Annotated in this window: 17 protein-coding genes and 1 pseudogene; 12 read left to right on the top strand and 6 right to left on the bottom strand. The window is 53.5% G+C overall.

Translation table 11 applies throughout. From position 1 onward, the window contains the following. Positions 1-403: 403 nt before the first annotated feature. From JMJ04_RS16245 to JMJ04_RS16230, 4 genes and pseudogenes are all read left to right on the top strand, one after another. Positions 404-871 (top strand): annotated as a pseudogene (locus JMJ04_RS16245) (RNA-guided endonuclease InsQ/TnpB family protein); the annotation flags it as partial. Positions 872-1980: 1109 nt separating this feature from the next. Continuing rightward, positions 1981-2184 (top strand): helix-turn-helix domain-containing protein, encoded by a 204-nt coding sequence (locus JMJ04_RS16240; RefSeq protein ID WP_007906152.1) that lies wholly within the window; start codon positions 1981-1983, stop codon positions 2182-2184. Between the two features lie 320 nt (positions 2185-2504). Then, positions 2505-3491, top strand: coding sequence for an NAD-dependent epimerase/dehydratase family protein (locus JMJ04_RS16235; RefSeq protein WP_201371502.1), 987 nt, complete (start codon positions 2505-2507; stop codon positions 3489-3491). A 241-nt stretch (positions 3492-3732) separates the two neighbouring features. Beyond that, positions 3733-4827, top strand: coding sequence for a threonine aldolase family protein (locus JMJ04_RS16230; protein WP_201371501.1), 1095 nt, complete (start codon positions 3733-3735; stop codon positions 4825-4827). Positions 4828-4886: 59 nt separating this feature from the next. On the opposite strand, the gene JMJ04_RS16225 is transcribed toward JMJ04_RS16230, so the two are convergent. From JMJ04_RS16225 to JMJ04_RS16210, 4 genes are all read right to left on the bottom strand, one after another. Next, positions 4887-5381, bottom strand: coding sequence for an aminoacyl-tRNA deacylase (locus JMJ04_RS16225; RefSeq protein ID WP_201371500.1), 495 nt, complete (start codon positions 5379-5381; stop codon positions 4887-4889). Positions 5382-5475: 94 nt separating this feature from the next. After that, positions 5476-7974, bottom strand: a complete 2499-nt coding sequence (locus JMJ04_RS16220; protein WP_201371499.1) for a mannose-1-phosphate guanyltransferase — start codon at positions 7972-7974, stop codon at positions 5476-5478. A 178-nt stretch (positions 7975-8152) separates the two neighbouring features. After that, the gene (locus JMJ04_RS16215; protein WP_201371498.1) at positions 8153-8338 is read right to left on the bottom strand and encodes a hypothetical protein; all 186 of its coding nucleotides are present in this window, start codon (positions 8336-8338) and stop codon (positions 8153-8155) included. A gap of 475 nt (positions 8339-8813) precedes the next feature. Next, positions 8814-9056, bottom strand: coding sequence for a DUF433 domain-containing protein (locus tag JMJ04_RS16210; protein ID WP_007906169.1), 243 nt, complete (start codon positions 9054-9056; stop codon positions 8814-8816). A gap of 664 nt (positions 9057-9720) precedes the next feature. Here JMJ04_RS16210 and JMJ04_RS16205 point away from each other — a divergent pair. The 4 genes from JMJ04_RS16205 (at position 9721) to lysS (ending at position 14466) form a co-directional block, all read left to right on the top strand. Then, complete coding sequence (locus JMJ04_RS16205; RefSeq protein WP_201371497.1) at positions 9721-10620, top strand: biotin--[acetyl-CoA-carboxylase] ligase; 900 nt, start codon at positions 9721-9723, stop codon at positions 10618-10620. 74 nt (positions 10621-10694) lie between these two features. After that, complete coding sequence (locus JMJ04_RS16200; protein WP_201371496.1) at positions 10695-11159, top strand: GreA/GreB family elongation factor; 465 nt, start codon at positions 10695-10697, stop codon at positions 11157-11159. A 245-nt stretch (positions 11160-11404) separates the two neighbouring features. Then, positions 11405-12553 (top strand): RNA-guided endonuclease InsQ/TnpB family protein, encoded by a 1149-nt coding sequence (locus JMJ04_RS16195; protein WP_201371495.1) that lies wholly within the window; start codon positions 11405-11407, stop codon positions 12551-12553. Between the two features lie 422 nt (positions 12554-12975). Next, a complete protein-coding gene (gene lysS / locus JMJ04_RS16190) occupies positions 12976-14466 on the top strand; it encodes a lysine--tRNA ligase (protein WP_201371494.1) in 1491 nt (496 codons plus the stop codon). 51 nt (positions 14467-14517) lie between these two features. Here lysS and JMJ04_RS16185 read toward each other — a convergent pair whose 3' ends face one another. Beyond that, the gene (locus tag JMJ04_RS16185; RefSeq protein ID WP_201371493.1) at positions 14518-14706 is read right to left on the bottom strand and encodes a hypothetical protein; all 189 of its coding nucleotides are present in this window, start codon (positions 14704-14706) and stop codon (positions 14518-14520) included. Positions 14707-14870: 164 nt separating this feature from the next. On the opposite strand from JMJ04_RS16185, the gene JMJ04_RS16180 reads away from it, so the two are divergent. The 4 genes from JMJ04_RS16180 (at position 14871) to JMJ04_RS16165 (ending at position 21278) form a co-directional block, all read left to right on the top strand. Beyond that, entirely contained in the window at positions 14871-15620 is a 750-nt protein-coding gene (locus tag JMJ04_RS16180) for a ComF family protein (RefSeq protein ID WP_201371492.1), read from the top strand. Between the two features lie 354 nt (positions 15621-15974). Then, the gene (gene ftsH / locus JMJ04_RS16175; protein WP_201371491.1) at positions 15975-17945 is read left to right on the top strand and encodes an ATP-dependent zinc metalloprotease FtsH; all 1971 of its coding nucleotides are present in this window, start codon (positions 15975-15977) and stop codon (positions 17943-17945) included. Between the two features lie 803 nt (positions 17946-18748). Next, positions 18749-19960, top strand: a complete 1212-nt coding sequence (argJ, locus tag JMJ04_RS16170; RefSeq protein WP_201371490.1) for a bifunctional glutamate N-acetyltransferase/amino-acid acetyltransferase ArgJ — start codon at positions 18749-18751, stop codon at positions 19958-19960. Positions 19961-20048: 88 nt separating this feature from the next. Further along, positions 20049-21278 (top strand): aspartate aminotransferase family protein, encoded by a 1230-nt coding sequence (locus JMJ04_RS16165; RefSeq protein ID WP_201371489.1) that lies wholly within the window; start codon positions 20049-20051, stop codon positions 21276-21278. Between the two features lie 181 nt (positions 21279-21459). On the opposite strand, the gene JMJ04_RS16160 is transcribed toward JMJ04_RS16165, so the two are convergent. Continuing rightward, the gene (locus JMJ04_RS16160; RefSeq protein ID WP_201371488.1) at positions 21460-22464 is read right to left on the bottom strand and encodes a DMT family transporter; all 1005 of its coding nucleotides are present in this window, start codon (positions 22462-22464) and stop codon (positions 21460-21462) included. Positions 22465-22500 lie beyond the last annotated feature (36 nt).

The raw sequence follows: 22500 nt of genomic DNA, 5'->3' as shown, positions 1-22500 counted from the left end.
GAAAGAGCCGTTTTTGTTTTGTGGCATATATTCGCGCCAAACCAGCCAAACAAGCCAGCTTCTAGGGGATAGAGACTTTTGAAGCAGGCCCGGCATACGTCTCTACACACTCCAACTCAAAGGCATCCGCAGTGCTATTTTTCTGATAATACCACACCAACCGTTGCAGTTAAGATCGGTATACCGCACGTTTGCAGCCTAATACAACCCACGCTTGCCGAGAAAGCTGTAAATAGCTTTAATATCAGGATTGTACACGGGGAGCAGATTACAATCAAGAAAGCTGGACTTTGAGGTACAAAACTTTTTCGTGTTCTTGACTATGTCAATTATTTTAGCTAATTTGGCACTTTCAACACAAGTCAGCTACAGTCTATGTTAGACTAAAGCAAATCTAAAGCAGACGGTTGCGAACCCGCGCTACATGAGAAAAGCGGAGAAGCGGTTGAAGCGGCTCCATCGCCACCTCTCTCGCAAGAAGAAAGGGTTTAAGAACCACAAAAAGGCCCGCAAAGCCCTAGCAAAGGCGTACCTTAAAGTGCAGAGGCAGCGTGAAGATTTTGCCAGAAAGACGGCAAACGCGCTTATCACATCTCACGATCTGATTGCCTATGAACACTTGCAGATACGCAACCTCGTCAAGAATCGGCACTTGGCAAAGAGCATCAGCGATGCTTCCTGGGGCAGGTTCTTGTTCTGGCTCAACTACTACGGGCAAGTGCATGGCATCCCCATCATAGCCATTGAGCCAGCATTCACCAGTCAGGATTGTGGTGGCTGTGGCACACGCATCAAGGAAAGCCTCTCAGTCAGAACGCATGCCTGTTCTGGCTGTGGGCTAATCCTTGACCGTGACCACAACGCTGCCATCGTGCGCCGCTTCGGTACATATCAAATTTCTCCCAGAGGGAGATGAGGTTGAGAGTAAGAACCTCAAGGGCGCCCAACTTACCTGGCGTGGAAACACAAAGGGAAAATTAGCATGTCGGGAACGCGGTTAAACAGGAAGGTATGTACTGTGATGCACCGCAAGTCCTGTACGCATGGTGAAACCTGAATTGGCTGAACCCTAGTCTCCAGTGGTCTAAGCGTTGGCTCATCGCAACATACCTGTGGCGATGTCATCGGAATACGCACTTATTGATGGCGAGTGCGGAAGACTCTCTCCGATGAACGACCAGCAATGAGCTGGTTCAAGGAAACGAACGGGGCACCTACACGTACTCAACGTTTGATATGCGCAAATGCGGGATCGTCTACGGGTGCGAGCCTATGACGACGGAGCTTTCATAGTACTCAAATGATCAAGGTAATGCTTGATACAAGGGGAAGGGAAGCAGGGAGTATTGTCGTGAACGGAGCGGTGCGCGAGATGCGCAACGCCTACCTCCACGAAGCGACAAGAAACTGGAGAGCCGGGTGCATCGAAAGGGTGCAAGCCCAGGTTCGGAGAGGGACGGACAGAAAAGGTCTGGAAACAGAACCTCGCTGGCCGTCTACTCTACAACATTTTAGCCAAGGCACACCGTACCGGTGGGCAATCGGAAACGGGTACACTATCAGGTGTGCAAAACGCTTCTTGACAGACCGCCTCTACTCGTTCTCGTCACAAGGTGAAAGCGGGCAAGCGGGCTGGATGAAAGAAGAAGCCTCGCGCCTTTGGCGGGGGAATGTCAGTGGGTTTGCGCCAATATGTATATTTTGCGCCTATATGTATAGTATAGTTAGCTGGCAGGCAGTGTTGTATGTAGTTTCGTTGCGTCATCAGTTACGCAAGGAGAGAGACAGACAACTTGAAAACAATAGAGTACCATGCTAGGACTCTTACAGCAACTGTCAGTGCAGCGATGTTTGACAGCCCTTGATGGTAATACCCACCATCAGCCTCCTGGAGGAGGGCTTGAGGGAAACAAAGGTGTTTTTCAGAAAAGTAGTGCACTCGCTGAGGGAGCGCGCCAGATTAACATAGGAGATGGCATAATGGTAGAAGACGCAAGAGAAGAGCTGTTGACCGTTCGCGAAGTAGCTCGCCGCCTGCGTGTAGACGACACAACAGTGCGCCGTTGGATCAAGAGTGGAGCGTTAGAAGCGATCACCCTGCCCCATCGTGGGAAACGCCAGGCATACCGCATCAAGAAATCAACGCTCGATCAACTACTTAACAGCTCAGTGCCTATCGAGTAATGTCGTTAGTACGTCATCGCATTTAATCCACACATTTACCCATGCCGAACAACACGCAACGGAGGCATAGTTGATGCCTCCGTTCTTCTTTTTTCTCCCATATTACCTCAACAAGACCAACCCACCTTTCGCCGCGCTCTATCCACAATGTAATTTTTCTCCACACCAATCGACCAGCGATAGATCCATTTTAAGAACATCTATTGAATTTAGTCTATACATACAAGGGATACACTGAATACAGGGAGAGCGTTATCATACCAACGCTACAAGTGGTAGGCAATACTTCAATGTCTCAGGAGGAGAAGGGATCTTTTTCTATGAAAATTGCAATCACGGGTGGAGCAGGATTTTTAGGTAGCCATCTTACAACAGCATATCTTGATGCTGGACATGACGTTATTGTCATTGATAATCTTAACAATGGTTCAGTAAACGCGGTTGACCCACGCGCCCGCTTTTATCAAATAGATATTCGCGACGAAAAACTCCGCGCTATTTTAGCGAATGAGCGCCCCGATGTGGTCAGTCATCACGTCAATCAACATCTGTATGAAGTACCACTAGCACAATCGCTTCTGGACGCAGATACCCACATTCGCGGACTACTGCATGTGCTCGACAGCTGTGTGAATGCCTCTGTACGCAAGTTTATCTTTGCTTCGGGTGGCAATACGCTCTATGGAGCAGTCGGCGAGGAGCACCTCCCGCTCAGCGAGGAGACCCCGCTACAACCACGCCAACCCGCCGATATTAGCCGGGCCGCGGGCGAATGGTATGTTCGTTACTACGGCCAGCAGCATGGCTTAACTCATACCATTCTCCGCTACGCCGATGTCTATGGCGGCAATGGAAAGGTCAATAATCCACACCCGCTCAATTATTTCCTGCATATGCTCAGTGAGGGACGGCGCCCCATCATTCGCGGCACAGGAGAGAGCATGCACGACCACATCGCTATTGATGATGTCATGCAGGCGAATCTGCAAGTCCTGACGCGCGGCAATAACCAGACGCTACACATCAGTCGTGGTGAGGGCTATACCCTCAAACAGCTATACCTGCTGGCCGCTCAGGCCCTCGGCAGTGATATCGAGCCAGTCTACATCTCAGGAGCGCTGGCCGAGGATTCCGCCATCGTACTTGATAACACGCGCGCCCGCCAGGTCCTTGACTGGCAGCCCAGAGTCTCAATCCAGGAGGGCATTACGCACCTCCTACGCGTACAGCAGCAAGCCCAGGACTCCTTAAACCAGCAACCTCAATTCGCGCAAGTCAGCAGACACTCCTCTCTGGCACATGTTTAAGGCGACATCCTCTCTGGCAGAGAAGTGGAAAAGGCAGAAGACCCAACACTGGGCTGTCTGCCTTATTCCGCTCCACACTTTTGAGACTACTAGCCACTTCGAGCTATTTCTCCACCTTTTCTTGACTCCTAAGCATCACCAGTGTGATATATATTTAAAATAGAAAGCAAAAAATATAGATACGATAAAATTCTGTTAGACAAACAGATATATAAGCTATTTAGGAGCCACACATAACCTCATGGACACGCCTATTACTATAGACCTTTACAGTGACACCGTGACTAAACCCACGCCTGAGATGCGTCGCTATATGTGCGAGGCCGAGGTAGGCGATGAGCAATTGGGAGAAGATCCCACGGTTCATCGCTTGCAGGGCATGGTCGCGCAGCTTCTGGGCAAGGAGGCAGCCCTCTACCTCCCCTCCGGTACCATGTGCAACCAGGCGGCATATGCCGTTCACTGCCAGCCTGGCGATGAGATCCTGATGGATAAGACCGCTCATCCCCTGCACTTTGAGGGTGGCGGCCCCACCCCTCTGAAAGGCATTCTTGTTCGCCCCCTGGAGGGTGAGCGCGGTGTCTTTAGCGCGCAACAACTGGAGGAGGGGCTGCGCAAACAAGATCGCTATAATCCACGCAGCCGCCTCATCTCCGTCGAGCAGACGGCGAACCTTGGCGGCGGCCATTGTTGGCAGCTCGAAACCATCCGCGAGGTCTGCGAGAGCGCACACCAGCATGGGTTGGCAACGCATATGGATGGCGCCCGCCTGCTCAACGCGGTCGTGGCCACTGGCATTCCCGCCCATGAATACGCACGCTCATTTGACAGTCTCTGGATCGACCTGAGCAAGGGACTGGGTGCCCCTGTAGGCGGTGTGCTGGCTGGCTCCCGCGAGTTCATCAACGAGGCATGGCGCTATAAGCAACTCTTTGGAGGAGCTATGCGTCAGGCGGGAATCATCGCGGCCGCGGGTGTCTATGCTCTAGAACACCATGTCGAGCGCCTGGCAGAGGATCACCAGAACGCCCAGCGTCTGGCGCATGGCCTGGCGAAACTACCCAGGCTCTTCTTAAATCCCGAAGAGGTCGAGACCAATATTGTGCTCTTCGATGTGACTGAGACAGGGCTTGACGCGGCCCAGTTTGTAGCACTGGTCAAACAGGAGGCGGGCATTCGCTTTAGCGCTATGGGCCCCATGCTGGTACGCGCCGTCACGCACCTGGGCATTACCGAGCAGGATATCGACAAGACCATTCAAGCGGTCGGGCGACTTGTGCGTGGCAAGACACTGGCCTACACTGGCACCACAGGCTCGCGCACCGGCGCATACTAGAATGAATGAGTAAATGGCACGAAACGCAATGGTCTATGACCCATTGCGTTTCGTGCCATTTACGCAGGCGACTGGGTAGCATGGAGCCATTGTGCACCTGTGACCTGTAGCAGGTCTGCGACGCGCAATTGTAGATCAACTCCGCGCTGCCCACCACTGACAAGAATTTCCTCAAACGCCTGTGCACTACGATCAAGATAGACCGAAAACGGCTTTTGCAGGAGAGCCAGGGCCGAGATACCCCCAACCTTCAGACCCGTCAGTTTCTCGGCCTGCATATGGCTGGCCATGCGCACCCCTTTTATGTCTAGTTCTCGTGCCACCAGGCGTAGGTCAACCTCGCAATTGGCTGGAACCATGAGCAGGAATGGGCGCCCCTGTAAGTCGTCTTCGCGCAGCAATACCAGCGTCTTAAACACTTGCTCAGGCGGCAAGCCCAGCGTCTGCGCCACCTGCTGGGCATCTCGAATGCAATCATCGAAGGTGTGTACAGTGTAAGCGACTTTTTTTGCGTCCAGGGCACGCATCGCCTGGGTACGAACTCCCTTTGCCATTGCCTGCGAAACTCCTTGCACAAAAAGAGAAGGCCATTCTCCTCTGAAACGGGAGAACAGCCCCTCATGATGACCTCTGTCAAAACATGCATGGCTACTGCTGAAGGCCAGTGACGACCCGTGCGTACTTCTCCGCCAGGGCCTGAGCCTGCTCAGATGAGACTGACTCGGCAACAACATGGAAGAGGGGGTTATCCGCGTCCGGCAGGACCAGGACCCATTCGCTTCCCAGGTCGATCTTAATGCCATCAATGGGCTTGGCGCGGCGCTCACGATACTGCTCGCTCAAGATGCGCATGACCTTACCCTTATGCTCCCAGGGACAGGTGACGTGCGTCGTGCTCATGTAGTACGACGGCAGATCATCTACGACCTCGGAGAGGCGCATATCAAAGGTAGAGAGCAATTCGAGCAGCTTGGCAATCGCCAGCATGCCATCAAAGGCAGGCTGAAGCGCAGGGAAGACAAATCCGCCCCGGCCATCACCAACCATCACTACACCCTCACGGCTGGCCGCCGTCATCAAAGCGTGTGAGAGCACCTTGGTGTGCTGAATGTAACCATCATAACGCTTGGCGATATGCTGCAAGGCGCTGGGTGCCGTCACAGGTACGGCAACCGTTCCACCACGATGGGCGCGCAGGTAGAGACTGGCCATTACCGCCAGCATCTTCATCCCATCCAGCACACGACCGCGATCATCGACGAGCGAGATACGCTCACCACCCGCGTCAATACGAATGCCCATGTCCGTGTTCAGGGCCGAGGTCACAGCAGCCAGGCGCTGCATACTACGTCCCTCCTCATCCACGGGACCGGTGCTCAAATCATCGGCGGTGGTGTTGAGCACGATTACTTCACAGCCCAGTTTATCGAAAATCTGGGGCAAGAGCTGTATAGTGCTACTATGCGCGTAATCCACCACAAGCTGGAATTTGCGCTTGCGCACAGCCTCGTAATCCACAATACTGTTAAAGCCCTCAAGGTAACGACCAGTGACCTCGGCATTGCTGAGAACCTCAATAGCGCCGATTTCGTCCAGGTAGACACGGCGATAGTCCTCGCGGAAGAAGAGATTCTCAATCTTGCGCTCGGTCGTCTTGTTGATATCGAGGCCATTTTGATCGAAAAGCTTGATATCTACCGCGCGTGGATCATAGGGTGAGACCCGAACATGAACACCTCCGACCGCGTCGGTGTTGCGAATAAAGTAGCGCGCCACTGGCAGAGGAACCTGGTTGATGTCATTGACATCAACGCCCGCTGAGGGAAGGCCCGCATTGATGCCGCGCTTGATCATACGCGAAGTACGGTGATCGTCCCGGTTGAGGCCAACGACTGAACCGCGAGGCAGGATCGCGCCATAGGCCGCGCCAAGGCGAGTCGCGAACTCGGGCGTGATATCGATATTGACCAACCCGGTCACACCATGGCGGCTAAAGAGGCTGCGGCGCCCCTGTGATCCCCAGATAATGCTGGTATTGATTACCGCCCCGGCCTCAATCTCTTTATCCGGCCAGATCTTCACATTTGGCTGAATAATCGCGCCTTCCTGAATGCTTGAGTTGTCGCCGATGACCGACCCCTCAAACATGACAGCCTTCCCTTTGACGCTGGTCGAGGAACCAACAATGGCGCCACGCAGTTCAGAGCGTTCACCAATGTAGGAATTGTTCCAGACGATGCTGCGATCCACCTGGGCGCGCTCATCAATGATGGAATAATGCCCAATTGTGCTTGGGCCATGAATAATAGCCCCTGGCTTCACCTTACACTCATGCGCCAGGTAGATTGGTCCATAGAGCTGGGCATCGGAAGCGATCTCGACCCCCTCCTCACACCAGATATTGCCGCCAATATTTTTCGCGGGAATATCGATGTCAACCAGGCCCTGCAAGGCTTCCGCGTTCGCGCGCATATATTCGCTCAGGTTACCGACATCGCACCAGTAACCCTTGGGAGCGACGTACCCATAAATGGGATCACCCTGCTTGAGCATCATGGGGAAGAGTTCCTGGCTAAAGTCAAACTGCTTATTCTTCTCGAAGTAGGTGAAGATCTTGGGGTCGAGCACATAGATGCCCGTATTGATTGTATCGCTAAAGACCTCGCCCCAACTTGGCTTCTCCAGAAACTGGGTAATGTGCCCGTCCTCATTGGTAATGATGACGCCGTATTCAAGGGGATTGTGCACATGCGCAAGCAGGAGCGTTGCCAGAGACTTTTTCTCGTTGTGGTACTTAATGACTTCCGTCAGGTCGTAATCAGTCAAAGCATCGCCACTGATCACCAGAAACGGCTCTGTTAACTGGTCCTCGGCGTTCTTCACACTACCAGCGGTTCCCAGCGGCTCATTCTCACGCGAATAGGTGATGCGCATACCGAACTGAGAACCGTTTCCAAAGTAGTCTTCTATATTGCTCGCCAGATACTGAACCGTAACAACGACCTCGGTAATACCATGACGCTTCAACAAATTCAGAATATGCTCCATTACTGGTTTTCCAGCAATCGGTACCATAGGCTTGGGACGTTGAATCGTCAATGGTCGCAGCCTCGATCCTTCTCCCCCGGCCATTACAACCGCTTTCATAGAGGCCTCCCTTGCCAAAGGCAACTCTCCCGGTTGCCTTCACAGACCAACAAAAAAAGTGTAACGTTATTCAATTTAAAGAAGAAATTATGAAGGAAGGACGGCGTAGCATAGCCACGCCGTCCCATCTGCTCCGCTCTTTTTATTGTACAACATGCTTAAAACTCGTCGCAAGTTGTTACCAATCACTCAAACGCCCGTGTTCCACTAACCAGCGTACAAAACGGTGATAATTTGTTTCTTCAATTAGTATCTGTTCTTCGTACTTTTCCTGCAATTGAATCAACTTTAATGATTCATCCAATGTAAAACCCTCATCCAGGAGGGCATCAACCAGCAGATCTACATATTGCTGTTGTTTCATCCGCAAGTCCTCCTTTTGCAACTCGTCTAACTACCCTCTTATTCGGAAACCAACATCGCTCTCGCGACTAACGCTTCGCGTTCAGGTTTCCGGATAGGCATTACCTGTAGTTCGGGGATATGTGCTACTAGTTAACACCGTGATGTCGCAAGAAACGGAGACAGACAGATCTGAACCAGCAGACAATCGGCGTCTTCGACAGGCCCCTTTGCCTTCCCATACAGGCACACAACGCATACAGCCCTGTTGATATCCAGAGGCTATAAGCTACTCTCTTTGAGAGATGTGCCTGACGCAGACAATGAACATGGATAAGTAAACGATGTGGAAGATCGAGCGATGTAGCGTTATCCCTCCCCTTGTAACAGGCCCCCTACCATTTTCACGCTACTATACAGAGTATAGTGTATAACATAGAAGTGACGCGCGCAAATATGTGAACGGGTACAGGCTGCCACGGCCCTTCATCTGTCCACTATTCGCCATGTGAAATGTAGTGCCGAATCTCTTCTTCGTGATCATAAAAATAACTAATGGCGTCATAGACCTGGGCCAGGCTCAAATGCTGACTATCAGCGATCTCCTCTGGATCCTGTCCACTTTGAAACAGCAGAATGACATGGCGAACGGTTGTACGTGTTCCCTCAATTATTGGCTCGCCGGCATAAATGGCGGTATTGCGTATAATATATGGATGCGTAGTACGCTCAATGGTCATAACTCATCCTTTCTCGATGCCGCGGTGCCATTCCTTCTCAGCATACCACGGCACCTACTATACTCATCCGCTTAAGTTAAAATCTTGTAAAGAAAAGCCCGGTTGAATTCACGAAAAATTCACATCAGGATGCCGCAACTAAACATACTTCTCATGCCGACTCAGCCAATCAAGCTCATCCTCGTTATGAGTGAGTTTTCAGAAAAATCTTGACAGCGCTTAAAATCCTCTGGTACAATACTTTCCATCGAGAGGTGGTGGGTGTAATTCACTAGCAAATCGACTGGCTATATGACCGTTCACGGTCCACACACCCTCCCAGGGAAAGAGGCATCGCCCATGGGCATTCCTCTTTTTTTCGAGCGTATATGAAAAATGGGTTGTGAGCAACCGCTGGCAGGAATAAACGACATTTCTACCTACCTGCCCCATCTCCTGCTAGCGCAGAGGCACCTTCGTGTCGCGCCTGGTTTACCTTCATTTGAAGGCAGGGGGATCTCAGACCCTCGCATTGTAGGATGACACTCTATAGTTGTTACCCCAGCCCGTCTCGTCAAGAGACATGGAACAGCTCAGTCGATAGAAGCGGGCTTGTCGAATAACCCACAAGGTTATGTCAACACAAAGGTAGATAAGTAGATAGAGAGAAGCGGACGCGGAAACTTTGGAGAGACAACAAGCACACGCCGTTTTTGATCGCCTCAATCTCGAGGCACTGCAAGGGCTGTTAGAGACTCACAACTTCGGCAAAGGCGATCACGTAATCTATATACCCGTTATTGATTCAACCAATACAAGGGCAATGCAATTTGCCCGTGAAGGGATAGCAGAAGGCACAGTAGTTCTCACGGAACAACAAACTGCTGGCAGAGGTCGCCTCGGTCGTAGCTGGGTAGATGTCGAGGGATGTAACATTCTCTCCTCTACCATCCTCCGCCCGCACTTTCCACCCTACTTGCTCATGATGCTGGCCCCCCTGGCGCTGGTTGAAGCGATTCAGGCTACCTGCAACATACAAGCTACCATCAAATGGCCAAACGATGTTCTGATTGGCGACCAAAAAGTTGCTGGCATTCTCATCGAGACCAGCCATGATCAATCTGGTCACCTGGTTGCCGTCATCGGGATAGGTGTCAATGTGAAGGGTCACATCGATCCCATTGCACACCTGATAGATGTCCATCGTGAACAGAGCGCAAGCTCCGTTCAAAACGCTCAGGAGAGCGAGCAGCCAGCAGGCAAGACAGTTGCGCGAGCTACCACATTGGAAGAGGCATGTGGTTACCCGGTGAGCCGAGAACGGCTCATTGCGGCCATGCTTCACGCTATTGAGCGCTACTATCTCCCCCTTCAAGAGGAGAGAGATACCGTGGGCTCTCAACTGTCTATGGCTCAACTGCTACGCGAGACCTGGCGTAGCCAGTTGTCAACCCTGGGACGTACCATAACGGTACGCCAGGGAGATCGTACCCTCAGCGGCGTTGCTGAGGACGTGGATGACGGGGAGCTCTGTTGCTTCGCAGTCATTCGGGTGAACTGGTCAGCATTAGCTGGGGAGATGTAGGATATACACTTCCAGATGAGTGCTGATACCTGGTTAAGGGAGTTCCTTAACCGTAGACATGAGGGGAAAAAAAGATGGAGACACAGGACGTATTCCTCACAAATGATGGTCTACAGCGTGCTTTGAGCCAGTTGGAAAATTTGCGCACCGAGGGCCGTGCAAAGGTTGCACAGTACCTTCACGATGCCAAGGAATCTGGCGATGTCATCGACAACGCGGCTTATGATGATGCCAAAAAAGAGCAGGCGCTGCTGGAATCACGCATCCTGGAGCTAGAACACCTGGTCACCAGGGCCAAGCTCATCAACAATGCACGCACCGATGAAGTCTCCCTCGGCTCAATCGTCCATCTGAGATCGAGTGAAGGACGCGATTACTGCTATACCATCGTCGGCGCCTTTGAAGCCAGTCCCAGTGCCGGGCGTATTTCTAACGAGTCGCCCGTCGGAAGAGCATTGCTCGGGCACAAGGCCGGCGATCATGTCATTGTCTCAACGCCAGGCGGGGTCAAAGAGTACACAATTTCGCGCATTGAATAAAGCTTCACGCTCCACCCCAACCATCATACAATGATAAACCCAGATTAGCCCCTGGTTATCCCCTAAAAAAAATTGCTCATCCCTTGATGGCTCGTGCAACATTTCTATACGAGTCCTCAAGGGATTTTTTTCTGCTTCCACTATGACTGTGGCAAGGGTGCCCTCGGCTTTAGCAGGAGGGAGGAATTGCCACATATACCACACATAGAATTGACAATACTACAGGTTAGTGGTAAAATGTAGGTATGCAGATACAACGAACTATCACCATTGTTATAGAGCCTGATAGCGACCTTGAGCGCACCATTGACGTGTTTCGAGAGGTACAACATTTCCTCTCTGAACCGTGTTTCAATGGTGGGAAGCCTCTTGGGGCTCTTGCCTTGCAACGAGCTTGCTATCACAACGCCAAAGGTTCGCTTTCTGCACAAATGACGATCTCCGCTATTCGCCTTGTCTCCGCTGCTTATGCCAGTGCCAAAGCCAACAAGAAACCTGCACAACGCCCTTTCCTCTTCAAGAAAGCACGCGCTTTGTTCTTGGTTGGGAAGCGCGGGCGTGATGCTGATTTTCGCAAGGATGGCTCCCTCTCTATCTGGACCATCGCAGGACGAAAACATCTCACTTACACCATCCCTCAAGATTTCAAGACCATCTTTGAGAAAGCCGTTGAGATTGATAGCCTCACCGTTCTCAAGCGCAATGGCAAGCTCATTGGACGTGTGACGCTCACACTTGACGTTCCAGAACCTCAAGGTATTCTCCCAGTAGGCATTGACCTCAATGAGACAAATGCACTCGTTGCTGTCGATCCTGATGGTCAGACACTCTTCGTGAGCGGGAAAGACGTCAAAGTCAAGAATCGTCGTACGGCCAAGACCCGCGCGCGTCTCCAGCGCAAACATGCGACCCGTAAGGCAGAGAAGAAGGATACACGAAGCATCCGACGTCTTCTCAAACGGCTTGGTCGCAAACAACGCAACCGCACACGCACCTTTGCCCAACAAACAGCTAAGCAACTAGTGACCTTTGCCCCTAAGAATGCAGTGCTTGTCTTTGAAGACCTGCATCTGCCCAAACCGGAAAAGGGCAAGCTCAGAGGCAAGGCACTCAGACGTCGAATGAGCCTCTGGCAACGACATCTCATCCGCACCTGCGTGGAAAACAAAGCCCAGGAAAGTGGGCTGAGTGTCACTAAGGTCAACCCTGCCTATACGAGCAAGAATTGCTCTCATTGTGGTTTGCGTGGTGTGCGTAAGCGTCACGCCTTTACCTGTCCTCACTGTGGTCACACGGACCATGCTGACGTCAATGCGGCGGTAAACATCCGCAACCGCTATACTGCCTTCCGGGGTAGTGGGCTGCTGTCAATCAGCCCTGAAGCCCAATCCTAACGGATGTGGGCAAGCCTCTGCATTTATGCATGGGGTATTGACTATTCAGTAACAACAAACAATGATACAATACACGAGATTTACTACCTTTCGAAAACCTGAGCGCGCTTATCCCGAATGGGGGAAGCGCTAGCCATGTGAGTGGCACCGCCGTGCTCCCAAATGGGGGTTGGTTTTCGTCTAAGAAGGTCAGCACCTCGAGCTATCCATGCCTCGCTCTCACACATCGACCTTATCCTCAGATGATCGCCTATGCGCGCTATAATGGCTGTGTGGAGCAAGCATGCCGCCGATACACACTGGAATACTATGGATCTTATTCCGAAACCCGACGTCACTGGCGTGACGAGCGCTTCCCCCATTCGGGGACACGCGCGCTCAGGGTTTTCGGATCAGAAGATGTTGAAGGGAAAGAAGAAAGCATGCCAGAAGAAAGGGAGATACGCATCCAACGCCTCAACGCCTTACGGGAGCAGGGCATCGACCCCTACCCCAATAGCGTAGAGCGTACCCATACCATTGAAAATGTGCTCACTCACTTTGACCAGTACGCTGGACCCGAGGGAGATTTCGCCCTCGTCGGTCGCGTGCGCCTCCTACGCGAAATGGGAAAAGCCGCCTTCGCTAAGATTGAGGATGGCACCGGCGCAATCCAGGTCTACTTCCGCATTAACGACCTGGGTGAGGAGAGCTATCGCGTTCTTAAACTGCTTGACCTGGGCGATTTTATCGAAGCACGAGGCTTCCTCTTTGTGACGCGCACCGGAGAGCGCACCCTCCATGTGAAAGGCTGGCGCGTCATTGGCAAGGGTTTGCGACCTTTGCCAGAGAAATATCATGGGCTTGAAGACAAAGAGCTTCGCCAGCGCAAACGCTATCTCGATCTCATCGCCAATGGCGAGGAGGTCAAAACGGTCTTCGAGACCCGTAGCCGGGTAATCAGCGCCATGCGCCGCTTCCTGGAGAGCCAGGGCTACCTGGAGTTTGAGACGCCAATCTTACAGCCCCTCTATGGTGGCGCCACGGCTCGCCCATTTATCACGCATCACAACACGCTTGACCGCGACCTCTACCTGCGTATCGCAGTTGAACTCTACCTCAAACGCCTGATCGTAGGTGGCTTTGAGCGCGTCTATGAGATCGGGCGCAACTTCCGCAATGAGGGTATTGATCGCAGCCATAACCCCGAATTCACCATGATGGAGTGCTACCAGGCCTACGCGGACTACAACGATATGATGAAACTGGTAGAGGAGATGATTGCCTACATCGCGCAAGAGGTAAAGGGTACAACCCGCGTCATCTACCAGGGAACCGAGATCAACCTGACGCCCCCCTGGCCACGCATTCCCCTGCTAGAGGCCATCCACAAATACACAGGCATCGACGTCAATGCCTTCCCCGACCGCGAGAGCCTGGCCGCCGAGATGCACGCAAAAGGCTATATCGTGGATCCCAAACTGGGCCGGGGTCGCCTCATCGATGATCTGAAAGGCGAGATGTTCCGTAAGGGCATTCCAGAACTAAAACAGGCCATCTTCTTGATTGACTATCCACTGGATGTCTCACCGCTCACCAAACGCCACCGCACCCATAGCGGTCTGGTGGAGCGCTTCCAGCCATTCATCGGCGGTCTGGAGACTGGCAACTCCTTCACAGAGCTCAATGATCCCCTGGATCAGCGCGCGCGCTTTGAAGATCAAATGAAGCAGAAGAGCCAGGGCGACGAGGAGGCCCAGGTACTGGACGAAGACTTCCTGGAGGCGCTTGAGATCGGCATGCCTCCCACGGGCGGTGTCGGCATCGGCGTTGACCGCCTCGCCATGCTCATGGCAGACCAGGAGTCCATTCGCGACGTTATTCTCTTCCCCACCATGCGCAAAACGGCGGAAGAGCAGATAACTGAAATTTAAATAAATAAGATGGTGCTGGCTGGTCGCCTGCGGCGACCAGCCAGCACCATCTTATTTATTTAAATTCACTTCCTGCCGCACGCCCATCACACGAATCTTATATCCCAGCCCTTTCCACTTGGAAACGATTTTGGCAAGTTTACGCTCTAATTCGGCATGCGTATGTGCCTCGATCTGCGCCATCGAGGTCGTAGGAAAGTAAGCTGGATGAGTGAGACGATACGTCACAGCGTACCTCACGTGATTCCTCCTTAGAGCATAGATAGCATTCCTCTTTTACCATAGCGATCAGCGAAAACTGAGCTCATTCTTCGTCGAATACATAGTACTGTAATAAAAGAGAGTCCCAAAAGACATTTTGATTAAAAAAAGATGATGGTATTGGATGTTGGAGGTGGAATACGATGCCTGCACCCTTTTCATATGCTTCTTCCCTGCTTGCGATGTTGAAGACGCTTGGGCAAGAGGGGCTGGATTTGCTCTTTCCTCCGCGTTGCGCCTCCTGCCAGCAGCCTGGACACGTTCACTGCCCACGTTGCCAGGCCCGGCTTCAGGCCCAGGCCTTACCAACACATCCTCCCTGCCCCCTCTGCACACAGCGAGGCGGGCCGAACGCCTGCCTGCTCTATCCACCCCGGGGACATATGCATGACATTTATGCCTTTGGCCCCTATGCTGGTCCACTGCGCGCCTGCATCAAAACGCTAAAGTATAATGGAGAGACACGCCTGGCCGAGCACCTGGGCACCTTACTGGCCCAGACGTATCAACGCTTTCAACTAGAGGCCGATGTCTTGCTTCCAGTCCCACTCCATCCGGCACGTCAGCGTCTGCGTGGCTTCAATCAGGCCCTCCTGCTGGCACGTGTCTGCTCCCGGTTGACCGGCGTTCCTGTAAATGAAGAGCTTATTCGCCAGCGACCAACGCAGGCCCAGGTCTCTCTTACAGGCAGGTCACGCCAGCAGAATGTGATGGGAGCATTTCTCTATGTCTCTACCGCTGCAACCCCAGGCGTCGCAAACCGTAAAATTCTTATCATTGATGATGTTTGCACGACAGGTGCAACCCTGGATGCATGCGCGCGTCCGCTCTTCGCCGCTGGCGCTCACTCGGTCACTGGACTGGTGCTTGCCTCGGCCTGGCACCGGACATAAGCCTCACACCGGGCGCTCCCTATCGTACACAGCCCACGGCCTGCGACGAAAGGAGCAGCAATACCTGATCGCGAAATGCGCCATATTGGCGCGCTAGCGGGACACAGCGGTGTTCGTGTAGCGACCATCCGAGGCAAAAAAGAGGCGGCAAAGTATATCGAGCCAGAACTACTACCCACAGTCACAGCCTTTATAAAAGATGTACTGCACGAGATCAATAACCGTGTGTGTTATAATAAAGCACACAAGAGACAATCATTATATATTCGGTAACATCATTTGCTTATCGATAGAAGTAGAGAGGTAGTTCGTTGATTGCTTATCTTCCGATACATACTAGAGAGAGGCGCCTGAATGCCAAGTAACAGGAGATGGCTCAGAACGGGTATTCTCTGGCTTCTGGCGATTATAGCGATTTTCCTCCTGGGCCTTATCATCCTTCGACCACAAACCGGAAGCAAAACGGTTAATGTCTCAACGATACTCCAACACGTCAAAGAAGACATCGCGAAAAATCAGACGGATACGCTGAGCGTCGATAGCAACACCCTCACGCTCATTCGTGGCACCCAACCAGATGCACCAAGGGAGACGGCCAGTATTAATGAGAGCTTCGATGCCACTCGCGTACTCAAAGATAATGGCATTGACTATGTCAACAATCGCCTTTTACTCCTGCGCTATGAAACGCCGAGCCAGGTCTGGAACTGGCTGGGGAGCCTGGTAGGGCTGATCCCTTTCCTGATCCTCGCCGTCCTATTTTTTGTGCTCATTCGCCAGGCCCAGGGAAGCAATAACCAGACCATGTCATTTGGTAAAAGCCGAGCCAGGATGTTTATGGGCAATAAGCCCTCGGTCACCTTTACCGATGTCGCAGGCGTGGAGGAGGCCAAGCAAGAGCTTCAAGAAATCGTAGAATTCCTCAAATATCCCGAGAAGTTCGCCGCCCTTGGCGCACGCATTCCCAAAGGACTCTTACTGGTTGGGCCTCCAGGTACAGGCAAAACGCTCATCTCTCGCGCCGTCGCAGGAGAAGCGGGCGTCCCCTTTTTCAGTATTAGTGGATCAGAATTTGTAGAAATGTTTGTTGGCGTCGGCGCCAGTCGCGTGCGTGACCTCTTTGAGCAGGCCAAACGCAATAGCCCCTGCATTGTTTTCGTCGATGAGATTGACGCCGTTGGTCGCCAGCGTGGCGCGGGCCTGGGTGGCTCTCACGATGAGCGCGAGCAGACGCTCAACCAGATCCTGGTCGAGATGGACGGCTTTGATAATAATACTAATGTGATAGTCATTGCCGCGACCAATCGCCCCGACGTGCTTGATCCCGCGCTCCTGCGCCCTGGACGCTTCGACCGCCAGATCGTGCTTGATCGCCCCGATATTCGCGGGCGTATCGCGATCCTCCAGGTTCACGCCAAAGGTAAGCCCCTGGAGAACGACATCTCTCTGGAGACCCTCGCGCGTCAGACGCCCGGCTTCTCTGGCGCCGACCTGGCCAATGTCCTCAATGAGGCCGCGATCCTGGCTGCGCGCCGCAATAGGCACCGCGTTGGCATGAGCGAGCTAGAGGAGGCCACCGACCGCGTCGTAGCGGGTCCAGCACGCAAGAGCCGTATTATTAGCGAACGAGAGAAAGCAATCACCGCCTATCACGAGGTTGGGCATGCCCTCGTCGCGCGTATGCTGCCCAACTGCGACCCGGTACATAAAGTCTCGATTGTGGCCCGCGGCCAGGCAGGCGGCTTCACCATGCTCCTCCCCACCGAGGACCGCTATCTCTGGAGCAAACCCCAGTTTGAAGATATGCTGGCCTATGCTCTGGGTGGTCATGTCGCCGAGTTCCTTATCTTTGGCGCGGTCACAACCGGGGCCTCCAACGATATTGAGCGCGTTACTAAGATCGCCCGCTCCATGGTCACCGAGTATGGCATGAGTAATCGCATCGGCCCCATGGCGCTTGGACATAAAGACGAGCTTGTCTTCCTCGGGCGCGACTTTGGCGAGCAACGCAACTATAGCGAGCAAACGGCACGCGAGGTCGATGAGGAGATTCATCGCATTATCCACGAGGCCTTTGGCAGGGCTCAAACCATCTTGCAACAAAACAAGACACGCCTTATCATGATTAGTGAGCGCCTGATCAAGGAGGAGACGCTGGAGGGGCCACTCTTCGAGTCACTCTTCAACCAGCCAATCAACGAAGGCCAGTATGATACCCCCTCCATTCTCGCAGGCATACCGGAGGAGCTACCTTCCACTCACCTGGAGATGCCGCTCATCACCCCTCGCCTCCCCCTCAACGGAGAGCAACCCGACATATATTAACAAACCTCTCATATAGTAGGTGGCTGGGGCTTACGCCCCAGCCACAGGCGCGAAAGCTGACATTTGCAAAACACGAAACCCTACATACACGTTTTCCATTGACATTACATATCCCAGCCTGATATCATAAATTAGTAGTTCGTCAATAAAGACAACAAGCCTGTCCCGTGCTGAACGAAAAAAGTACAGAAGTAGCGGCCAACAGCGATCCGAAATAGAGTGGAAGTTCGGAACGGAGATGCACTTCTCGAACGCCTTCGCGAGCGGCTGACCGAAGAAAATTGCCTGTATCATGCCGGTAATGCGGCTCCGTTATAGGGAATAAGTAGGTTGGGTGGCTGGTTACCACGCAGCAGAGAACCAGAAAAAGTGGTCTTTCATCTTCGCTACAACGACGTAGGGCAGGAAGCTTCTCCATCGTAGCTTTTTGCCGCTTCGAAGCGAAAGACAAGTAGGGTGGCACCACGGGTGTGAAAAGGAGCCTTTCCTTTTACTCTCGTCCCTTCAACTGTTTACGGAAGGGGCAACAGAGGAAAGCCATTGGCTCTCAGTTCCTTCCAGGAAGTTAGTCCACATTTGAAGGAGTTTCACACGGTGGGAAACAACACACAGGCGCATTCTACCCAGACCACGACTGCACGCCAGGATTCATACACTGGCCCTCCGCGCATTTCTTGCTGTCGACACCTCCCAGGGACAACTATGCCCCTTTTTTCTGACAGCCTTGAATTCAGGCCTGGCATGGAGCCCAAACAGCACCCATCTCAGGTCAACAATGTTCTTCAGTAGAAGGAGATGCTTTCGTGGCAGAACTATTTCATGAAATTGATCACTGCGTTACTGCTCCCCAGGGCTTCCGCGCCGGTACGACCGCTTGTGGTATCAAGTCTGACGCTGGCATTAAGGACCTTGCGATCCTCGTCTCAGATGTTCCCTGCACTGTCGCTGGTGTCTTTACGACCCACAACCTGCGCGCAGCGCCCGTCTTGCTCTGCCAGGAGCGCTTACAAGACGGCCAGGGGCAGGCAGTTGTCGTCAACAGCGGCAATGCCAACTGCGCCACGGGCGAGCAGGGCTTACACAATGCTTATCGTATGACTGAACTTGCCGCGACCAAACTCGGACTCGCCCCAGAACTTATCTTCTGCTCCTCAACAGGCATCATTGGACGCCAATTGCCTATGAAGAAGCTTGAAGCAGGCATCCCACAGATCGAGTTGAGCCCCGAATACGGCGACGCCTTTGCCGAGGCGATCATGACCACCGATACTCGCCCCAAGCGCCTCGCGCTTGAGTTCGAGATCGAGGGCCAGGCCGTTCGCCTGGGTGGCGTCACCAAGGGAGCAGGCATGATTCGCCCCAATATGGCAACTATGCTGAGCTACCTGACTACCGACGTGGCAGTAGAACGCGCATGGCTGCAACAGGAGTTGCGAGACGCGGTCAACGATAGCTATAACATGGTCTCGGTGGATGGTGACATGTCGACCAACGATACGTGTTTGATCTTCGCCAATGGCCTGGCCGGCAATACCCCACTCAATGCACAACATCCCGACGCGGAGACTTTCCGCCAGGCGTTACGCTATATCACACGCTACCTGGCACGCGAGATGGCACGCGATGGCGAGGGCGCGACCAAGCTGCAAACCATCTACGTACGCGGCGCTCGTGACAAGGCTGACGCGGTCCTGGCGGCACGCTCCCTGACCAGGTCACCGCTCTGGCAGTGCGCGCTGGCGGGTGGCGATCCCAACTGGGGTCGTATTGCGGCAGCGGCTGGCTCCAGCGGCTGCGAGTTTGACCAGAATGCCTTTGATATCTTTATTGGCGAGACCCAGATCGCCGCTAAAGGCATGGCGATAGATTACGATCAGGACCAGGCGCATGCGGCTATGGCTGGTGACGAGGTTCTGATTACCATCGACCTGCACCTGGGCAACGGCGAGGCCACAGCCTGGGGCTGCGACCTTACCCACGGCTATATTGACGAAAATTCTTTGTACACACGCTAACTGCCTCTCGAAAACCTGAGCGCGCTAGCGCTAGCCGCGTGAGCGGCGTTGGTTTTCGCATAATAAGTAAGTCATAAGGAGAAAAGCTATGACAACGACGGAGTTGCAGAAACGAGATTGGGCCGCCCTCGAACAGAAATATTATCAGGGTACCTTCAAGCGCCTCCCTATCACGCTTGTACGTGGCCAGGGCGCACGTGTCTGGGACAGCGAGGGGAAAGAGTACATTGATTTTGTCGCCGGTATCGCCGTCAACATCCTGGGACACTGCCATCCAGCTATCATTCAAGCCGTACAAGAGCAGGTCACGCAGCTCGTTCACGTCTCTAACCTCTACTACAACGTACGCCAGATCGAACTGGCCGAACAGCTCGCCGAGCTGAGCGGTGGCATGCGCTCCTTCTTCTCCAACAGCGGAGCCGAGGCCAACGAGGGCGCGATCAAGTTGGCGCGTAAGTATGGCCGCCTCCACCGCGATGGGGCCTTTGAGATCATCAGCATGGAGCGCAGCTTCCATGGTCGCACGCTGGCCACCACCGCCGCAACCGGCCAGGCAGCCTATCAGGCCTCCTGGGCTCCCCTGCCCGATGGTTTTAAGCAGGTACCTTTCAACGACCTGGACGCGGTCAAAGCGGCCACCAGCGCCAAGACGGTCGCGATCCTGGTTGAGGCCGTTCAAGGCGAGGGTGGCATCTGGCCCGCCAGCAAGGAGTTTCTCCAGGGACTGCGTCAGTGGTGCGACGAGCAGAACCTGGTCCTGATCTGCGATGAAGTGCAGGCCGGCGCGGGCCGCACCGGCAAATACTTCAGTTGGGAGCACTATGATATCAAGCCGGATATCGTTACCATGGCTAAGGGCCTGGCAGGTGGTGTTCCGATTGGTGGGATGCTGACCGGCCCCCGCACCGACGTCTTCGCCTATGGCGATCACGGGACAACCTTCGGCGGCAACCCCATCGCCTGTGCCGCAGGTGTCGCAACCATCAAGACCATCAAAGAGCAGAACCTGCTTGAGAACGCGACGAAGATGGGAGCTTATTGGGATAAGAAGTTCCAGGGCCTCAGCGCGAAATATCCGCACATCATCGATAGCCCACGCGGCATCGGCCTGATGCGCGCCGTCAATGTCAAACATGACCTGGCAGGCACGATTGCGGAGCGAGCGCTAGAGCACGGCCTGCTGCTCAACGCTCTGGGCGGCTCAACGCTACGCATGGTCCCCCCGTTGATCCTCACCGAGTCCGATCTCGACGAGGCACACGCGATCCTGGACCGCTCCCTGGAGGAGGTCTCCAAGCTTCCCGCAGCTCAACAGTAAAAACGCTTTAAGATACCAGAAGAGAGGGCCCTGCGCTGGCAGGGCCCTCTCTTCTTGCGTTACAAGCGGATGCCCTCTATGCCTGGGTCGCCCGCAGTCGTAGCCACTTTCCCGGCGTGACTCCCTACTGCCAGCGGCCCGGCGCGCAATGTAGCGCGACCCAGTAATACTTGCGTGAGATTTAATTGATTGGAGTAGACACCTCTTCGGAGGCAAGAAGAAGCACCTGAGGCTGCGCTTCTGCCTCAGCGAGCTTGGCGGGCTGTTCCGCTCGCACACTCACCTTTCCCTTAAGATTAATCAGCAAGACACCCAGAATAACGACCAGACCGCCACCCAGCGCGAGAGCCGATGGTACCTCTCTCAACCAGAGCCAGGCAATGATGAGCGAAAATACGGGTGAGATATTGAGGAAACTTATAGCAGCTGAAGCACTCGTACGCGAGAGGGCAAAGGTCCACACGAGATTGGCGACAGCCGCGGGAAACAAGCCCAGAAACACAATAGCCAGCGTCGCCCCCAGCGGGGCATGCGGCAACTCCTGCCAGAGAGTGGGAAGGAAGATCAGCATAAAGAGTGTGCCACCCCAGAGGTTATACGTCGCCAGTTCCAACCCACTATATTTGCGTAGATAGCGCTTCTGAACCACAAAATAAACGCTCTCAGAGAAGGATGCAAGCAGGATAAGCAAGGCACCTGGAGTAAAATGTAGCCCACCATTTCCATTCAACGAAATCAAGGCCACGCCTGTAAAACTGATCAATAGACCAACCCACCCCCATACAGAGAAGCGCTCTCCCAGAAACAAAGTCGCCAGGATGACCGTGAAGCAGGGGACAGTGGCAATTAAGAGGCCCGCGGTCCCCGCCGAAACGCTCGTCTCGCCATAAGTCAGACCTAACTGATACACGGTAATACCGATAAACCCCAGCAGGATCATCGCCGGGATATCACGCCTATCAGGCATACGCATGCGCGTGACCAACGCATACATAAGCAAAGCCCCTGAAGCGATCAAAAAACGTAATAAGATCAATGCTCCGGCACTATACCCCGTCAAACCCGCGCGAATACCCGCGAAAGCCGAGGCCCAGAGCACAAGTGTCAGTGATAGCGCGACGAGAGAGGGCACATCCCGAGACGAACGACGCTGCATAGCCTGCGAAGATGGATGTAGGCGCGACATAATTTTAATAAAACTCCTTCAAGAAACTGAACCTTT

This window comes from Ktedonobacter robiniae, assembly GCF_016587375.1.
Lineage (GTDB): Bacteria > Chloroflexota > Ktedonobacteria > Ktedonobacterales > Ktedonobacteraceae > Ktedonobacter > Ktedonobacter robiniae.
The sequence above is the reverse complement of the archived record's forward strand: the minus strand, read 5'-3'. Positions and strand labels throughout refer to the sequence as shown.